The organism is uncultured Chloroflexus sp. (genome assembly GCF_937951745.1).
GTDB lineage: Bacteria > Chloroflexota > Chloroflexia > Chloroflexales > Chloroflexaceae > Chloroflexus.
In genome coordinates this window covers 35,432-51,775 of record NZ_CALFBQ010000014.1, presented here as the reverse complement: position 1 = coordinate 51,775, position 16,344 = coordinate 35,432, and the positions used below count along the sequence as shown (strand labels likewise).

Here is a 16,344-nt window from a genome sequence, read left to right as displayed (position 1 = left end):
GCCACCTCTTGCTGCCGAGATTATACGAAGAGGCGGCCCTGCCGTCAATCGTTTTCCTATTGTTGGGCAACGTTGCCTGTGTTATGATCGTGATCAGCGGTTCGCCCTTGATGCTCGAAAGGGGGTTCGCTATGCCAGCACCGGTTATTCCACATCGCTTTCCTGATCGGCGTGCTGCCGGGCGCGCTTTGGCATGGGCCTTGAGCCATTATGCTGACCGGACTCGCCTGCAGGTTCTGGCCCTGCCCCGCGGTGGTGTGCCGGTCGCCTACGAAGTGGCGCAAGCGCTCGCTGCGCCGCTCGATGTGTTGCTGGTGCGCAAGTTGGGGGTGCCCGGCCAGCCCGAGTTGGCAATGGGTGCTATTGCCGAACAGGGGGCGCGGGTGCTCAATCACGATATCATTGCCGACTTGGCTATTCCGTCCTATGTGATCGAAGAAATTACGGCGCAGGAACAGCTCGAAATTGAGCGCCGCGCCCGCGCTTATCGTGGCCAGCGCCCGCCGCCAGAGCTGCACGACAAGACGGTGATTATTGTTGATGATGGCTTGGCCACCGGCGCGACGATGCATGCCGCAGTGAACTGCGTGCGTTTGCAGCAGCCGCGCTGGATTACGGTGGCAGTCCCGGTTGCCAGTACCGAGAGCGTGCGTCATCTGCGCACCGTGGCCGATGATGTGGTTGCGGTGTTGGCAGTCGAACCGTTCTACGCGCTCAGTTACTGGTATGATGACTTTCGCCAGACGAGTGATGATGAGGTGCGGCAGTTGTTGCAGGCTAGTTTGCCGGCCAGCGCTGTGCCGCATGAAGAGGGTGCATGATCGTCGTCCAACTCTTCGGCTCACCGCGTGTGTTGCGTAATGATCAGCCGGTGCCGTTGTCGCGCCGGCGGAACCGGGCATTGCTGTTTTATCTGGCTGCGCATGCGCGACCGGTGCGGCGTGAACAGGTGTTGGCCCTTTTCTGGCCCGATCACGAGCGTGGCGCGGCCCAACAGCTTCTTCGTTCCGCGCTCTACACGATTCGCCGCGCGGTTGGCGATGCCTTGATCGCCGATGATGAGCAGCTTGCGCTGGCGGCTGCCGTTGATCTGCGCGCGTTGTACGCCGTGATGGCCGATCCGCAGGCGAGTGCCGCAGCCTTGGTGTCAGTGTTACCTGCCGATTCTGCCGAATTGTTGGCTGGCTTTGAGCTGCTCGATTGCGAGCCGTTTCAGTTTTGGTTGGAGGGTGCCCGTATCCAAGCCCGTTCGCTCGTGGGAAGAGGATGGCTGCGCTTGGCCCGTCTCTATGAACAAGGCGGCGATCTGGTTCATGCGCTGCGGGCGCTCGATGCCGCTCTCGCTATCGATCCACTCCAAGAGGACGTTCAGCGTGATGCGATGCGATTGGCCTACCTGAGCGGCGATCGGGTCAGCGCGATCCGGCGCTTTGAGCGGTTGCGCGAGCTACTTGATCAAGAGTTGGGTGTGTCGCCGATGCGCGAAACGCAGGCGCTGTACGACGCAATTATTACCGATACGCTCGCGGTGTCCCCCGCGCCGCGCTTCCGCCCGCCGGTCGCTAATGGCTTGTTGCCGTTTACCGGTCGCGAGGCTGAATTGGCTCGCTTGCGCGCCGAAGCACGCCCCGGTCGCTTATTGCTGATTGAAGGCGTGCCCGGCATTGGCAAAACCCGTCTGGCTGAAGAGTTCCTTGCTTGGCGCGGCGGATTGGCTCTCAGCGGAGGCGCTCGTGAGCTTGAACAGAATTTGCCCTACCATCCGATCAGCGCGGCACTGGCTATGCTGGTGGCGCGTCCAGAGTGGCCTGTCTTGCGCGCGCAGGTGCGCCTCGCTCCGATCTGGTGGAGCGAATTGGGCCGCCTGTTGCCCGATCTGACCCCGCCGCCTGCCGAACCGCCCGATGAGGCACGGTTGTGGGAAGCTATTACCCGTCTGTTGGTCGAAATCGCTCGCCAAACCCCGCTGAGTCTCTTGATCGATGATCTACAGTGGGCCGATGTGAGTACGCTGGGTTGGCTTGGTTATGTGCTGCGGCTGAGCACTGAAGCTGATCTGGTGGTGGTTGCTACCGCGTGTCTGCCCGAACCGCGCAGTCCGCTCGCTGGCTTGATCCGTGCATTAGTGCGTGAAGAGCGGCTGATCCGTTTGGCGATCGATCGGTTGCCGCCGGAGGCGACGCTCGCCATAGCGCGCCGTCTCAGTCCAACCTTTGCCCATCCGCTCGCCAATTGGCTTGAACAGAGCGCCGAAGGTAATCCCTATATCATCGCCGAGCTGGTGCGCTACGCACGCACTGCCGGCTGGCTGACCGCCGATGGGATGGTTGATCTAAGTACGCTCTCGGCGCAGCCGGTCGTGCCGCAGACGGTGTACCATCTGATCGAAGCGCGTCTCAGCCGGCTTTCCGATCCAGCCCGGCGATTTCTCGATGCAGCAGTGGCTGTCGGTCGCGATTTCGATTTCGCGGTCGCGGCCAAAGCGGCGGCCCTGTCGGAAGAGGCGGTGCTCGATGCGCTCGATGAGCTGTTGGCGGCGCGGTTGGTGTTGCCGTGCGCCGATGGCCGGTTTTGTTTTGACCATAGCTTGACGATGGAAGTTGCCTACCGTGATGTGGGCGAATTGCGCTACCGGATGTTGCACCGGCGGGTCGGCGAAGCGCTTGAGACCGTCTACCGCGACCGGCTTGACGATCTGGCTGGCCAGATCGCGTTCCATTTTGCTGCCGGTGGCTGGCTGGAACGAGCCGCGACCTATGCTTTGCGCGCCGCCGAACGAGCCGCGGCCTTGGCGGCTTGGCCTGAAGCTGCCGAGTTCTATGCGCAGGCCTTAGCCGGTGCGCCAGCAACGCAGCGTTCATTCATCTTGCTGAAAGTGGGTGAGGCACGCTTGCAATCGGGCGCGGCGGCGCTAGCCGCTGAAGCCTTCCGCGACGCAATTGCAACTGCGCCGACCGCGTATGACGCGCTCGTGGCCCGGTTGGCGTTGGCCCTTGCGCTTATTCCGCAAGGGCGCTATGCTGATGTGATTGCGCTGGTGAGCCAGCCCGATCCGGCGGCGCATCCGAAAGAACAGGCTACAGCGCTCTTTTTGTGGGGGACGGCGCTTTCGCTGGAGGGGGCTGATCTCTATCGCGCTGCCGAACGCTTGACCGCTGCCGAACAGGTGCTCCTGTCGTGTCCGGTTGCCGATCAGGCCGCGTTGGCGCAGGTTCATTTCGAGCTAGGCAATATTGCTGCGCAGCAGGGTGATCTTGATACCGCTATTGCGCGTTACGAAGCGGCGCAGCGCATTGCTGACCAGACGGGGGATGAGGCCAGTACGTGGCGCGTGCTGGCTCGCAATAACCAAGCTTACCACCGGTTGTTGCGCGGTGAGGTGGCTGCCGCTGGCGAGATCATTACCGCCGCACTGGCGTTAGCCGAAGAACGCGGGTTGTTGGCGTTGCAACCGTACCTGCTTTCGACCGCCGGCGAAGTGGCGCTGGCTCACGGCGATCTCGCCACCGCGCAAGCCTACTTCCAACAAGGCTTGGGTTTGGCGAACCAACTTGGTATTCCTGAACGGGTGGCTAGTCTAACGGCTAATCTCGGCTTGGTGGCCGTTCGCCGTGGTGAAACGACGTGCGCTGTTCACTGTCTTTCAACGGCGCTGGCCCAAGCCGATACCCTTGGCGCTCGTCATCTGGCCGCGCAAATCCGGGTTTGGATCGCGCCGCTGTTGCCCGTAGCCGAGGCGCGCGCTGTGCTGGCCGAAGCGCAAGCGCTTGCCGAAGCCGGTGGCCGCCAACGCTTGCTGGCTGCAATCGCCGAGGCGCGGGCGGTCTTGGCCGAACGAGAAGCGACGCTGTATGTAACGTAAATGATCGGGAATAGCTTGGCAATCGTCTTCGGCCTTCTTGGTGTGTGGTTGCGGTGAGTGCGTATGCGGTATACATAAACTTTGTGTTTGCGAATGCTTCGTGGTGTGGTTGCCAGCGAGGGGGGGCTATGGTGCGACCACAGATCGGGGATATCATCGGGCATGCCCATATCGAAGCACTGATCGCTTCGTCGGTGTACAGTGATGTCTACCGGGCCACCGATCTGCTCAGCGGCAAACCATGCGCCGTGCGCTTGTGGCGCGCCTCATTCGATCATGCCACTGAATTACGCGCGCTCTTCCATTATGAAGCGCGGATTGCGGCTGCGCTCCGCCATCCGCACATTCTGCGCATCAGCGAGAGCGGTGAATGGCATGGGTATGGCTTTATCATCAGCGAGTATATGGCGACTGGATCGCTGCCGACATGGTTGCGACGAGTGTCTGCGCCGCCTGCCGTCCTCTTTGATTTGCTCAGACAGGCAGCGCTGGCCTTAGCGTATGCCCACCGGTTTCATGTGGTGCATGGCGATCTCCGTCCCGCCGCTTTGCTCTTAACCCCTGATGTGCGGTATCGCGCCGGGTTGCGGCTGGCCATCAGCGGTTTAGCATTAGGGCGGCTGAGCAGCGAAGCGTTAGCGCTTGGCGGCATTACCCCGAATCGTTATATCGCGCCGGAACGGCGCGTCGGTGCCGAACCCTCGCCTGCCGCTGATATCTTTGCGTTTGGCCAGATCATAGGCGATCTCTTTGGCGATACCCCCGCTGATCCACACATCGTTGATCTGATGGCCGCCTGCTGTGTGCCCGATCCCGCCCGACGCCCGCCGGCAGCCGCGATTGCGCTTGCCCTTGCCATGCAAGTGCGCGCATTGAGCAAAGATATGGCTTAACTATCCTGCTCGTGGGTAATACTCTTAACCCGCCCAATATCAGCCGCAATCCGCGCGGTAATAGCTTCGGCCTGTTTTCGCGCCACTTCTGGCATCAGCGTCGCACTTTCGCGCGCGCGCCAACAAGCGGCAAAGTGGCCGTTGCCGTAATCAACAAACGGTGGCTCTTCCTCACGGCACTTCTGGATGGCAATTGGGCAGCGGGTGTGGAAATGGCAGCCTGACGGCGGGTTGAGTGGGCTAGGGACATCGCCCTCTAAAATAATTCGCCGGCGTTGCCGTTCCACTTTCGGATCAGGAATCGGAACCGCCGAGAGCAGCGCTTGCGTGTACGGGTGCAGCGGCATCGAATACAGTTTTGGCCCCTCGGCTAACTCAACCACTTTGCCGAGGTACATCACGGCCACTCGATCAGAAATGTGGTTAACGACGCTGAGGTCGTGTGCAATGAACAGATAAGTCAAACCGAGTTTGTCTTGCAACTCTTCCAGCAAATTGACCACTTGCGCCTGAATCGATACATCAAGCGCCGAGACCGGCTCATCACAAACGACAAAATCCGGCTCAACCGCCAACGCACGTGCAATCCCGATCCGTTGCCGTTGGCCGCCGGAAAACTCGTGCGGGTAGCGATTGGCAAACGCTGGGTTAAGACCAACCAGATGTAACAGCTCCTCGACCCGCTCGCGCACTGCTCGCCCTTCGCGCAGCTTATGCACCCGGATCGGCTCAGCAATAATGTCGCCGACCGTCATGCGCGGGTTGAGCGAGGCATACGGGTCTTGGAAAATCATCTGCACCCGGCGGCGCATGTGGCGCAGGTCATTGCCGCGCAATGTGGTCAAATCGACACCCTGAAACAGTACCTGCCCGCTGGTGGGACGGTACAGTTGCAAAATCGCCCGCCCAGTGGTGCTCTTACCGCAGCCCGACTCGCCTACCAACCCAAGCGTCTCGCCGCGCTTGATCGTAAAACTGACGCCATCAACCGCTTTCACTGTGCCTACGCGCCGCTGAAAAATAATCCCCCGTGTGACCGGGAAATGCATGCGCAGGTCTTTCACTTCGATCAACTGTTCGCCGGAGGATTGTGCCAACGTAGCCATGAAATGCCTCGCCTCGTCAAGCCGCAATGTCGCTCGTTACGTGCTGGGGAATCGGAGTCTCAATCGTGATGTCGAAATGGCATGCCGCCCGATGGTGTTGGCCCACACTGCGCAATGCTGGCGCGCTGGCGAGGCATTCCTCCCGCGCGTAATCACAGCGCGGGCTGAAGGGGCAGATCGGCGGCAGATCGATCAAATTCGGCGGCAAGCCACGGATTGGCGTCAAGCGCCGGCCCCGCTCTTCATCGAGCCGCGGAATCGAGCGCAACAAGCCGATCGTATACGGCATACGCGGGTTGGTAAAGATTTCACTAGTGGGGCCTTCTTCTACCACCTTGCCGGCGTACATCACTGTCACCCGGTCAGTCATGCCAGCGACAACGCCAAGGTCGTGCGTAATCAAAATCACCGCCGTCCCCAACTCTTCGCGCAACCGGTTGATCAATTCGAGAATCTGGGCCTGAATTGTCACATCGAGCGCGGTGGTCGGCTCGTCGGCGATCAGCAGTTCGGGGTTGCACGAGAGTGCCATCGCAATCATCACCCGCTGGCGCATCCCGCCCGAAAACTGGTGTGGGTAATTATCGAGCCGCTTGCTGGCCGAGGGAATGCCCACCATGTCGAGTAGTTCGACCGCACGATCACGCGCCTCTTTTTTGGTCAATTTGAGGTGCAACTCGAGCGACTCGGTGATCTGCCGGCCAATCGTCAACACCGGGTTGAGCGACGTCATCGGATCTTGAAAGATCATGGCGATCCGGTTGCCGCGAATAGTCCGCATCTCCTCTTCGCTGGCTTGTAACAGATCCTCGCCGTCGAACAGAATTTGGCCGCCGGCAATCTTGCCCGGCGGGGTTGGGATTAGTCGCATGATCGAGAGTGACGTGACCGATTTGCCGCAACCCGACTCGCCGACGATGCCGAGCGTTTCGCCTCGATTGACATAAAAAGAAACACCGTCGACCGCTTTGACGATGCCGTCCTGCGTATGGAAATAGGTGCGTAGATCGCGAACTTCGAGCAATGGGGCCATACAGATCCTTTGTCTCGTTGCCCTAGTGGTGTGTGGGCATGGCCATTCCGTTGTTATGTTTACCTTTGATGGTGCGGATAGGGGGATAGTACCACAGAAAACCGGTCAGTGTCAAGGAATCTATAGCGCCGCACGGCTGTGCGGCGCTATAGAGGTCTTACAGCGATGGCGGCCAATGTTATGCGAACACGCCCTTGTTACCAGACTCTGCGGCCCGGTACGTCAAATGTAGCCGTGCGCAAAATATCAAGGATGGTCGGCACGTAATTGATGATCAGAATGATCGCTGCGATTGCCACCCACACCAGCAGCCGGTCAAGGATCTTGGGTGCATCTTCAGGGCCAGAGATCGCCTTGGCGAAGGTGAAATCGGGCGCTTCGGCCAGCTTCTCACCGCGGGTCAGCGTCATGATCATGTTGAGGTAGTAGAAAATGGCGCTCACAAACATGATCAGACCGCCGATCATGGCAAAGAAGAGGAAGAACCGCCACTCATCCTGCACATAGGGTGCGCCGCCGATGTCGGTGCGGCGAGGCATACCGCGGAGGCCAAGCTCGTGCATGAAGTGCGAGAAGAGACCCATGCCGACAAACCAGAGCCATGGCTGCGCCACCGCCAATCCGCGGCTCCATAGCTTCCGCCCGGTGAGGTGCGGAACCAGCCAGTAGGTGATGCCCATGAAGCTCAGCGCCACTGCCGTGCCGACCGTCAAGTGGAAGTGACCCGAAATCCACGATGTATTATGCACCACGAGGTTGACGTTGTACGAAGCGTTCACCAACCCGCTGATGCCGCCGAAAGCAAAGAGCATCATGGCCACAATTTGAGTCGAGATTTCGGGCTTGCCCCACGGCAGGTTAAAGATCCACGCTAACCAGCCTTCGCCGCCGTTCCGTCGTCCGGCATACTCTAGTGACGCGACGACGTTGAAGAAGGTGAGCAGGCTGGGGAAGAACACGCCAAAGGTGAAGATCGCATGCACCAGCTTCCACATCTCGGAAATGCCCGGATCGGTCACTTGATGGTGCATCCCAATCGGTAGCGACAGGATCAGGAAGAGAATAAACGAAACCCGCGCCATTGGATCGCTGAACAGCTTGCCGCCAGCCTGTTCCGGCACCAGCGTGTACCACGAGATGTATGCCGGCAACAGCCAGAAGTAGACAATCGGGTGGCCGGTAAACCAGAACAGGGTGCGCGCCAGCACCGGATCAGTGCCGCCGACCAACCCTAACGACCACGGAATGACCAGAAAGAGCATCTCGCTCGCCACACCAATGGTCGAGATCGTCCACATCAGCATGGTCACAATCGCCATGAAGGCCGGCAGTGGCGTGCGCTGGCCGGGATTGTCGGCGAGCCAAGCATTGCGTGTCATGATCATATTCACCAACAACAGCCACGTCCCGGCCACTACCAGCGTCAGACCGATGTAAAAGAGCGCATCTGCCTTCAGCGGCGGGTAGAAGGTGAACATGACGGTGGCGTTGTTGGTCAACAACGGGATCGCCGCCAACACGAGACCCGTGACCATCACCCAGAGTGTAGCCCATGCCAGCCGGCTGCTCGCCAGCGGGCGATTCAGGCTCTTGGTGAAGATGTAAGTCAAAAAGCCAATAATATAGAACGTTGTAAAGACCAATACATTCAACACACCGTGAATGGTCAATCCCTGATAATAACCGCCGGGGAGAAGCGGTTTCGATGGAGTGTAGAGATCCAACCCGTTGTAGCGCAGGATCTGGAGCACACCCATCAAGCCGCCGACAGCGAGTGCGGCGAATGCAATGAAGATATTGATCCCGGCAAGCTTGCGCTCAACACTGAGATCAGTGCTGATCGCCACCGGGCGGGCGCGTGCTGCAATACTAGCCATGCAACTCTCTCCTTTAGATTTCCAGCCAAGTAGTGCCTTGTTTAATAGACGACAACCGTGCCGTACATTACATGATGGCCGGCCCCGCAATATTCATGGCAGACAACGAGATATTCGCCCGGTTTGTCGAACGTGGCAGTCACGCGCGAGACTTGACCGGGGATGACCATCACGTTGATCGGCGCGCCTTCAATCTTGAATCCATGGATCACATCTTTGCTGGTGAGAATGAAGGTGACTTTTGATCCGGCTGGTACTTCAATCTTATTCGGTGTGAACATAAAGGTCTGCGCGGTTATGATCGCTTCATAGCGACCGGGCGCAATTTCGCGCAGGCCGGTCTGACTGAAGGTGGCATCGGCCCCGGCAGCTACGGCGCTCACACTGACCCGCCCTGCTGTCGTCGGAACTCGTACACCAACCGCAAAGGCGGTGATCAGGATCGCAACCAGCATCGAGACCGGGATCGCGACGCTGGGCAGGATCCACGCCACTTCAAACAAATAGCTGATAAACTTCTTGTCTTTCATGACGCCGGTATCCCTCCGTTGTTCAACAGGGTCAGATAGACCTGCATCCACAGAATGCTCATCGCCAGCAAGAAGCCTAACGTGATCATCAGCGCGCCGCGCGGTGGCTCATGATCGTCATCGTGCTCGTCGTCCGATGGTCGGCGGTAGCTTGACATCCTTTCCTCCTCAAGGCTATTCCGGATAACAGACAAAAAGATGAGACGCTTCGTACACTAATCGCATAGCCCCTTGGCTGCCCATTTCACGGGTGAGCAGGTCAATGTCACGTAGCGCAATGGCTAGCGGTGGGCCTTCGGCTGGGTACGAGGTGCGGATCATCCCGCTCGAGTCGATCAGAAACGTGCGCCGTTCGGCGTACAGCTTGCCGTTGGCATCAGGTTCGGTGTAGTACACGCCTAACCCGCCGCCCACGACCATCTTGACTTCGCGTGGATCGCCGGTGACAAACCGCCAGCTTTGCGGGTCAACGCCGAGTTGGCCGGCCAATGCTGACAAATCGGCTGGTGTGTCATGCGCTGGATCAAGGGTAATGGTGAGAAACAGAACGTCACTGCCGAGCCGTCCGCTGCGTTGCAGCTCTTGCCTCAGTTCGAGCAGGTGCTTGGTCTGCTCGGCACATTCGTCGCCGCATCGGCTATGCATCAGGCTGACAAACACCATTCGCCCGCGTAGGTCGCTGTCGAGTAGCCGGCTGCCCCGTTGATCCGTCAATGCAAAGGGCGGAAACTGTTCGCCGCGTGGCAATACCTTCACCGGACGCGCAATCACAAACCATAAGAAGGTTGCCAGCAGGCCAGCGACGACGATGATGCCTAGCGCTGCCCATAACTGCACACCACGGTGCTTAGTGATGGCGCGGTGCCATTGCTGAGTTTGCCCAGAACTCTCGGCTATCCACAAACGCATGGTGCGATCCGTCTAGCTACAATCGCTTGCAAGCCGAGTATACCTAGCGATCGGTTGTAGTGGAGTAAAGCGGTTATAACAAATGGTTGCGGTCTTGCAACTTTTCATCATTCTATTCACAGTGAATACGTACACGATATACAAATAATTCCTTAGCGCTGGGTTGAACTTGCTGCACGGAATTGTTGGTAAGACCGGCGTCGCTCCCGGTTATCGTCTCTTCACGCTACGCCGACAAACTCTCTCTGCATGGGTGGCGGTTCCCCGCTACAATCGGCATGGCCGGTTCCTGAGCGGCGTTCCGGCGCGCCGTGTTGTGTCGCAAAAGGTGATAGTTGTATGGCATCAAAGCAGATTGTGGTTATTGGTAGCGGTTTTGGCGGCCTGAGCGCCGCGATCCGCTTGGCAGCCCAAGGTCACGCAGTGACAATCCTCGAACAGCGCGATCGGCCCGGTGGCCGCGCGTATGTGTATCAGACGAAAGGCTATACCTTTGATAGCGGGCCGACCGTGATTACGGCGCCGTTTATGTTTGATGAGCTGTGGCAGTTAGCTGGTAAACGGCGCGAAGATTATTTTACCCTTGAACCATGCCGGCCCTATTACCGCCTCTTTAATCACGAGGGCCGTTACCTTGAGTATGGTGATGATGAGCAGGCGTTGCTCGATCAGATCCGCCAGTGGAACCCGGCTGATGTCGAAGGGTATAAGCGCTTTATCGCCAGTACCCGCCCGATCTTTGAGAAGGGATTTAGCCTGATCGATAAGCCGTTTCTCCATTTCGGCGATATGCTGCGGGTGGCTCCTGACCTCATTCGCCTTAAATCACATCAGAGCGTCTACCGGTTTGTTTCTCAGTTCTTCCAAGATGATTTCCTCCGCCGCTGTTTCTCGTTCCATCCGCTCTTCATCGGCGGTAATCCGTTTGATTCCACCTCGATCTACGCGATGGTGCATTACCTCGAACGGAAATGGGGTGTCTACCACGCCCGCGGCGGCACCGGCACTATCGTCAAGGCGATGGTGCAGCTCTTTACCGAACTCGGCGGCAAGCTTGAGCTTAATGCCAAGGCAGTTGAGGTTGTGATCGATGGCCGTCGCGCCCGTGCTGTGCGCACCCAAGATGGCCGGCTCTTCCCCGCCGATATTGTGGTCTCGAATGCTGATGTGCCCCAGACCTATATGCGTCTGATCCCGCCGCGCTATCGCAAGGTGCAGACCGATCGCCGGCTGCGACGCATGCGCTACAGTATGTCGCTGGCGGTGATCTATCTCGGCATTAACCGGCGCTACGACGATCGCCGCTTGGTGCAGCACAATATTATCTTCAGCGAACGCTATAAGGGCTTGCTCGACGATATCTTCAACCGTAAGCGGCTGGCTGACGATTTCTCGCTCTATCTGCATCGGCCCTCCCATAACGATCCGACGCTGGCCCCTCCCGGTCACGAGGCGCTGTATGTCCTAACGCCGGTGCCTAATCTGGCAGCGCCGATCGATTGGGCGACGGCTGGGCCAAGGTTGCGCGAGGCGATCCTTTCGTTCCTCGAAGAGCACTATATGCCTGATCTGCGCCGTCATATCGTGGTTGAGCATATGGTCGATCCGCGCTACTATCGCGATGCGCTCAATAGCTATCTCGGCGCAGGCTTTTCTATCCAGCCGATCCTCACCCAGTCGGCTTGGTTCCGCCCCCATAACCGCTCGGAGGATATCGACAATCTGTATCTCGTCGGCGCCGGTACCCATCCCGGCGCTGGCTTGCCCGGCGTGATCGCTTCCGGCGCGATTGTGGCCAATTTGGTGGCTCAAGAGGCGTAGCGCACGCTCCCTAAACAAACAGTTGCTCGCCCCCGACGGGGCGGGCAAATGGTCTTTCATAGTTGTATTGGGCGACGGCGACCCGGTAGTATTGTTAACGCAGCATAGATTATCACCCCAACGCCGCCCGCTCCGACCAAGCCAAGCAATAGTCCGGCCAGATCGTCTGGCCAACGATAACCTGCCGCTGGTGTGCCGCCGGGGATTAGCTCACGCGCGTACCACCATAGCACCCCAACCGCTACACTGGCGCCCAATGCCATCAGCAAGCGTCGCCACAGCGCCGGCGCTCGCCAAAGGCCCGGCAGCGTGTGCCCTAATACAATCGCCAAGGCCAGCGCTTCGAGCGAGTTGGCAATGCTGAACGCAATCGCTAGCCCACTCACATCGCCCCCCCCCACCAGTAGCGTCGCGCCTAACCCAATATTGATCGTCACTTGCCCGATCCCAATCAGCACCGGTGGCCATGTGCGCTGCATCGCGTAGAAGGCGCGGATCATGATTTCTGACGCGGCAAAGGCCGGCAAGGCGAACGCATAGCCGGTTAGGGCGCCGGCAGTGTAGCTCAGCGAGAGGCTGTCAAACGCGCCTCGCTCAAATAAGATGCGCGCCAGCGCCGGCCCTAAGGTGAGCAGTCCAGCGGTCGCCGGCAAGGTCAGCCAGAGGATGCGCCCCAGTGTTGTCCGCACGTCGTCACTCAGCTCGGCCAGCCGTCCCTCGGCTACCAGCCGGGCCAGCCGTGGAAAGGCGACTGTGCTCAAACTCAGCGCAAAGACGCCGTATGGTAACAGCATCAACTGATAAGCCCAGCGCAATCCGGCCAGCTTGGCGTCGCCGTCAGGCAGGCGGGCGGCTAGGGCTAGCGTTGCTACAATGCTGAGGTGAGCCGCCGCTTGCCCGATCACGCGCGGCCCCATTGCTTGCGCTACCTTGCCTAGTTCGGGCAGATGGTGGCCCAGATGTGGACGTAACCGCATTCCGATCGTGAAGAGCACCGGCAATTGGATCAGAAGGTACCCCAACGCGCCGATGACAACTCCCCATGCCATGCCCCAAATGCCCAGCCATGGCGCCAGCAGTGCGCCGCCGGTGATGCCGAGGTTGTAGATGCTGGGGGCTAAGGCAGGCATCGTAAACCGATCACGCGCGTTAAGCGCCGCCATCGCCAATCCCCCCAGTCCCAGTAGCAACGGCGAGAGCAGGAATAGTCGAGTCAAAGCCACAATCAGCTCAAGCGTTGCCGCCGTAAATCCCTGCCCGCCATACAAGAGCGGTACTAACCATGGTGCCACCACAAACAACCCGGCGCTCGCGATTGTCAACACAATCAGCGCCCACGTCACCACTGCGCTGGCCAGTTCCCACGCCCGCGCTGGCCGTTCTCGCTCCCACAATTCGATAAAGACTGGAATAAAACTGCTGCCCAGCGCCCCGCCGATGATCACGAGGTAGAGCAGATCAACGGTGCTGATCGCAGCCCCATACGCTGCCATCTCAGCCGACGTGCCGAAATAGTATGAAGCGACAATATCACGGATCAGACCGGTCAGCCGGCTTAAGATGAAGCCGCCCATGACGATCAGACTGTTACGCTGGGTGCTCAGACGACGTAAGACGGCGCTCAGTTGCACGGTTGGCGTTCCTATGCTATACTTCAGAGCTAGCGCGGCGAGCAAGCGCTCGCCGTTTCACGTGTCGCAATAACGCGCCAATTATATCCGAGGAGTTTGACCTTGGCGAACACAAAGTCGGCAAAGAAGCGCATTCGGAGCGATGCGCGCAAGCACCTGCGCAACCAGTCGTACCGCTCGCGGGTGAAGACGATGATCAAGAAAGCTGAACAGGCATTGGCCAGCGGTGTCGTCGATGAGATGGCGCTGCGCCTTGCTTATAGCACGCTCGATAAGGCGGCAGTAAAAGGAATTATTCACAAGAACAACGCTGCTCGCCGGAAGTCGCGCCTCGCTCAGAAGGCCAAGAAGGTGGCGCTGGCCGCGCAGACTGGTTCAGCTGCATAAACAGACGCCGTAGAGCGGGCAAATGGCACGGGCGGGTTTCAAACCCGCCCGTATCTTCCCTAGATAACGCTACCCTCGCTGCGCTTGGCACATCTCCACCACAAACAACTCGAGTGCCGTTTCCGCCTGCATTTTCCCCGTCTTAATCGCATGGTCGAGTTCAAGTAGCCGGTCGTGGGCTGTGACCAATTCGGCTGCCGTAAAATTGCGTGCCTGTTCAGCGGCTTTACGAGCGACAAATGGCTTCAATCCCAGTTCACTCGCAATGTCGTCAGGCCTACGGCGCTGCGCAACCAGTTGCCTCACGTGCAAGAGGATCCGGATTTGTCGCGCCAGCATAAACAACACATACGGCGGCGCTTGGCCGTCTTCGATCAATGCCCGCGCGCCACGCAACGCCGCACCTAGCCGGCGTGTGCCTAAGTCATCAATGAAGGTAAACAGGTTCTGCTCTTGTTGATCGGTGACGAGCCGGTCAACTGCTGCTTGATCGATCGTGCCGCCCCTGCCCACATACGTGGCTAGTTTGGCCAGCTCATTCGCGAGCGCGCGGCTGTCATTTCCGGCTAAATCAACCAACCGCTGCGCAGCGGTAGGCTCGATCGTTGCTGCAAGCGATTTCGCCCGCCGTTCGATCCAGCGCAACAGCTCTTGGCCGCTGAGCAGCGGAAATTCGCGCACCGTGCCGCGTTTGCTCAGGTAAGTAAAGAGCAGGTGCCGCCGGTCAACTTCGTCTTGTTCCACAAATACCAGATCGCATGTTGTTGGCACCCGTTCGCAATAATCACGCAGCTCTTCGCGTGCTTTGCCGGCTTTGCTATGCTTAAGCGCATCGTAAACGATCACCAGCCGCCGATCGGCCAGAAATGGGTGCGCTTCACAGGCGGCGACTAATTGTTCGATGGTCACTTTGCGTCCATCAAGCACACTAATATTCAGGTCGGCTACCTCTGCCGGCAAGCTGGCCCGCAATTCAGCGACCGCTTCGCTGCGCGCCAGTTCATTTGGTCCGTAAAACAGATAGATTGTCATGCGTCTTATCGGTGTCAAGTGCGTGAATAATGGCTATGATCAGCCGAGCAGCTCGTTCGGTCAGTGATGGATCGAGTACGTGATTGCCGTCCGCGATAGCGCGAATGCTGAGGGTGCGAAAGCCGCGCTGCTGCAACGGTGAGAGCAGTTCATCATTGGCAGCCTGCGTGCGTGGTTCGAGGTCAATCACCGGATCGGTTTGATCGGCATCCATTGCTAGTCGATATAGCAGTGGGTCAGCCACTTTGTGCCGAAAGATGCCATTACGGCTGATAATCGCTAATTGCCCGCAGGCAAGCGGTCCTAAACCAATGATAAACGTATTTGTTGTCGCGAATGGATAGTGTGCAAGCAAGGTTCGCACGCTATGGTGGTCACAGTAGGCCGCCCCCACTGCTGCTGCCCAAACCTCTACCCGTTGTAGTCGAGGGAGGTGTTGCGCAACCGTGATCAATGTCGCTAACGCTGCGATCCCGCCATCGGGCTGAATGAGCGGTGGCTGGCGGCGAGAGGCCCAGAATAACAACAAGGCCCCGGCGAAGGCGCCGATTGCTAATGTCCAGCGCAGCGCCGATGCAGTGGCGGTGACGGCGATTGCCAATGGTAGACTGCCAAGTGCCAGCCGGGCCAGCAACCCCTCATAGGTCGGCGCAATCAAGCGCGCAATGCCGCGCCAAACCGGCGGCGTGTCAAGTGGCGCCAGCAACAGCAACCGCCAGCGTGGCTGGGGCGGGGTTTGGGTGTCAGATGCCTCGATCGGGCGCACCGCAATGATATTCTGGCTGATCCCCCGTTGGCGTAGCGGTGGTAATGGCGCATAAATCCCATCAATCAGCAGCAGCGCCATCAGCCAGAAGCCCAACGCTATGCCTAATACTGGCTGCCAAGCTGCCAACCCAATCGCCGCCATCAACCCAATCGCTACCGGTGCGAGCCGGGTGCCCGGATGCGCGGTGGCAGGCACGGAATGGGTTGCGACACTGAAGCCCGCCTGTCGCAGGCGGGCGTTGATCTGAGCTGCCGCAATTGCTTCGGCGGTTGATGTTGCCTGTCGAGGGCCAAGCTGTGCGATGAGGTCGGCTAAGACCCCGGCACTATCTGATGTACGAACCGGCATCGCTCCTCTACTCGTCTCAAGAGGGTCTGAACAATGTTATGAATGGACGCTACGCCTGTATCCGTACTGTTCGCTGCATGCTAGAGGCATGATGCACAGACCAACCTTGCTACTTATTCCCATGCTGTTTTGCCTTCATGTGCGCA

The 16,344-nt window shown here is 59.0% G+C and carries 14 protein-coding genes; 5 read left to right on the top strand and 9 right to left on the bottom strand.

Annotated features, from left to right (window positions below):
• Positions 1-131 precede the first annotated feature (131 nt).
• The 3 genes from Q1A59_RS04640 to Q1A59_RS04630 all read left to right on the top strand — a co-directional run bounded on the left by Q1A59_RS04640 (position 132) and on the right by Q1A59_RS04630 (position 4,755).
• Positions 132-821 (top strand): phosphoribosyltransferase, encoded by a 690-nt coding sequence (locus Q1A59_RS04640; RefSeq protein ID WP_298405908.1) that lies wholly within the window; start codon positions 132-134, stop codon positions 819-821.
• A complete protein-coding gene (locus Q1A59_RS04635) occupies positions 818-3,862 on the top strand; it encodes an AAA family ATPase (RefSeq protein WP_298405906.1) in 3,045 nt (1,014 codons plus the stop codon). Before Q1A59_RS04640 ends, Q1A59_RS04635 begins: the two co-directional genes overlap by 4 nt.
• Positions 3,863-3,990: 128 nt before the next feature.
• A complete protein-coding gene (locus tag Q1A59_RS04630) occupies positions 3,991-4,755 on the top strand; it encodes a protein kinase domain-containing protein (protein ID WP_298405904.1) in 765 nt (254 codons plus the stop codon).
• Here the strand turns inward: Q1A59_RS04630 and Q1A59_RS04625 are convergent.
• The 6 genes from Q1A59_RS04625 to Q1A59_RS04600 form a co-directional block, all read right to left on the bottom strand.
• Positions 4,752-5,861, bottom strand: coding sequence for an ABC transporter ATP-binding protein (locus tag Q1A59_RS04625; protein WP_298405903.1), 1,110 nt, complete (start codon positions 5,859-5,861; stop codon positions 4,752-4,754). The two genes, Q1A59_RS04630 and Q1A59_RS04625, sit on opposite strands and share 4 nt — an antisense overlap.
• Before the next feature lie 16 nt (positions 5,862-5,877).
• A complete protein-coding gene (locus tag Q1A59_RS04620; protein ID WP_298490103.1) occupies positions 5,878-6,894 on the bottom strand; it encodes an ABC transporter ATP-binding protein in 1,017 nt (338 codons plus the stop codon).
• 197 nt (positions 6,895-7,091) lie between these two features.
• Positions 7,092-8,771: a b(o/a)3-type cytochrome-c oxidase subunit 1 gene (locus Q1A59_RS04615; protein WP_298405901.1), complete on the bottom strand. Its 1,680-nt coding sequence runs from the start codon at positions 8,769-8,771 to the stop codon at positions 7,092-7,094.
• 41 nt (positions 8,772-8,812) lie between these two features.
• On the bottom strand, positions 8,813-9,301 hold the full coding sequence (locus Q1A59_RS04610) for a cytochrome c oxidase subunit II (protein ID WP_298405900.1): 489 nt from the start codon (positions 9,299-9,301) through the stop codon (positions 8,813-8,815).
• Positions 9,298-9,459 (bottom strand): hypothetical protein, encoded by a 162-nt coding sequence (locus Q1A59_RS04605; RefSeq protein ID WP_298405899.1) that lies wholly within the window; start codon positions 9,457-9,459, stop codon positions 9,298-9,300. Before Q1A59_RS04605 ends, Q1A59_RS04610 begins: the two co-directional genes overlap by 4 nt.
• A gap of 16 nt (positions 9,460-9,475) precedes the next feature.
• Entirely contained in the window at positions 9,476-10,210 is a 735-nt protein-coding gene (locus Q1A59_RS04600) for an SCO family protein (protein WP_298405898.1), read from the bottom strand.
• 339 nt (positions 10,211-10,549) lie between these two features.
• Between Q1A59_RS04600 and Q1A59_RS04595 the strand changes: the two genes are divergently transcribed.
• Positions 10,550-12,031, top strand: a complete 1,482-nt coding sequence (locus tag Q1A59_RS04595) for a phytoene desaturase (RefSeq protein ID WP_298405897.1) — start codon at positions 10,550-10,552, stop codon at positions 12,029-12,031.
• Between the two features lie 56 nt (positions 12,032-12,087).
• On the opposite strand, the gene murJ is transcribed toward Q1A59_RS04595, so the two are convergent.
• Positions 12,088-13,662, bottom strand: a complete 1,575-nt coding sequence (gene murJ, locus Q1A59_RS04590) for a murein biosynthesis integral membrane protein MurJ (protein ID WP_298405895.1) — start codon at positions 13,660-13,662, stop codon at positions 12,088-12,090.
• A gap of 102 nt (positions 13,663-13,764) precedes the next feature.
• Between murJ and rpsT the strand changes: the two genes are divergently transcribed.
• Positions 13,765-14,049: a 30S ribosomal protein S20 gene (gene rpsT, locus Q1A59_RS04585; protein WP_298405893.1), complete on the top strand. Its 285-nt coding sequence runs from the start codon at positions 13,765-13,767 to the stop codon at positions 14,047-14,049.
• Between the two features lie 69 nt (positions 14,050-14,118).
• Here rpsT and holA read toward each other — a convergent pair whose 3' ends face one another.
• Both holA and Q1A59_RS04575 read right to left on the bottom strand, forming a co-directional pair.
• The gene (gene holA, locus Q1A59_RS04580; RefSeq protein WP_298405891.1) at positions 14,119-15,081 is read right to left on the bottom strand and encodes a DNA polymerase III subunit delta; all 963 of its coding nucleotides are present in this window, start codon (positions 15,079-15,081) and stop codon (positions 14,119-14,121) included.
• Positions 15,050-16,198 carry a hypothetical protein gene (locus Q1A59_RS04575; protein WP_298405889.1) on the bottom strand — a complete coding sequence of 383 codons (1,149 nt, stop codon included), beginning with the start codon at positions 16,196-16,198 and terminating at the stop codon, positions 15,050-15,052. Before Q1A59_RS04575 ends, holA begins: the two co-directional genes overlap by 32 nt.
• Between the last annotated feature and the right edge of the window lie 146 nt (positions 16,199-16,344).

Coding starts and splice junctions, on each gene's coding strand:
- Q1A59_RS04615 (WP_298405901.1), bottom strand. CDS start 8,771: ATGGCTAGTATTGCAGCACGCGCCCGCCCGGTGGCGATCAGCACTGAT.
- Q1A59_RS04605 (WP_298405899.1), bottom strand. CDS start 9,459: ATGTCAAGCTACCGCCGACCATCGGACGACGAGCACGATGACGATCAT.
- Q1A59_RS04610 (WP_298405900.1), bottom strand. CDS start 9,301: ATGAAAGACAAGAAGTTTATCAGCTATTTGTTTGAAGTGGCGTGGATC.
- Q1A59_RS04640 (WP_298405908.1), top strand. CDS start 132: ATGCCAGCACCGGTTATTCCACATCGCTTTCCTGATCGGCGTGCTGCC.
- Q1A59_RS04635 (WP_298405906.1), top strand. CDS start 818: ATGATCGTCGTCCAACTCTTCGGCTCACCGCGTGTGTTGCGTAATGAT.
- Q1A59_RS04630 (WP_298405904.1), top strand. CDS start 3,991: ATGGTGCGACCACAGATCGGGGATATCATCGGGCATGCCCATATCGAA.
- Q1A59_RS04600 (WP_298405898.1), bottom strand. CDS start 10,210: ATGCGTTTGTGGATAGCCGAGAGTTCTGGGCAAACTCAGCAATGGCAC.
- Q1A59_RS04625 (WP_298405903.1), bottom strand. CDS start 5,861: ATGGCTACGTTGGCACAATCCTCCGGCGAACAGTTGATCGAAGTGAAA.
- Q1A59_RS04595 (WP_298405897.1), top strand. CDS start 10,550: ATGGCATCAAAGCAGATTGTGGTTATTGGTAGCGGTTTTGGCGGCCTG.
- Q1A59_RS04575 (WP_298405889.1), bottom strand. CDS start 16,198: ATGCCGGTTCGTACATCAGATAGTGCCGGGGTCTTAGCCGACCTCATC.
- Q1A59_RS04620 (WP_298490103.1), bottom strand. CDS start 6,894: ATGGCCCCATTGCTCGAAGTTCGCGATCTACGCACCTATTTCCATACG.
- holA (WP_298405891.1), bottom strand. CDS start 15,081: ATGACAATCTATCTGTTTTACGGACCAAATGAACTGGCGCGCAGCGAA.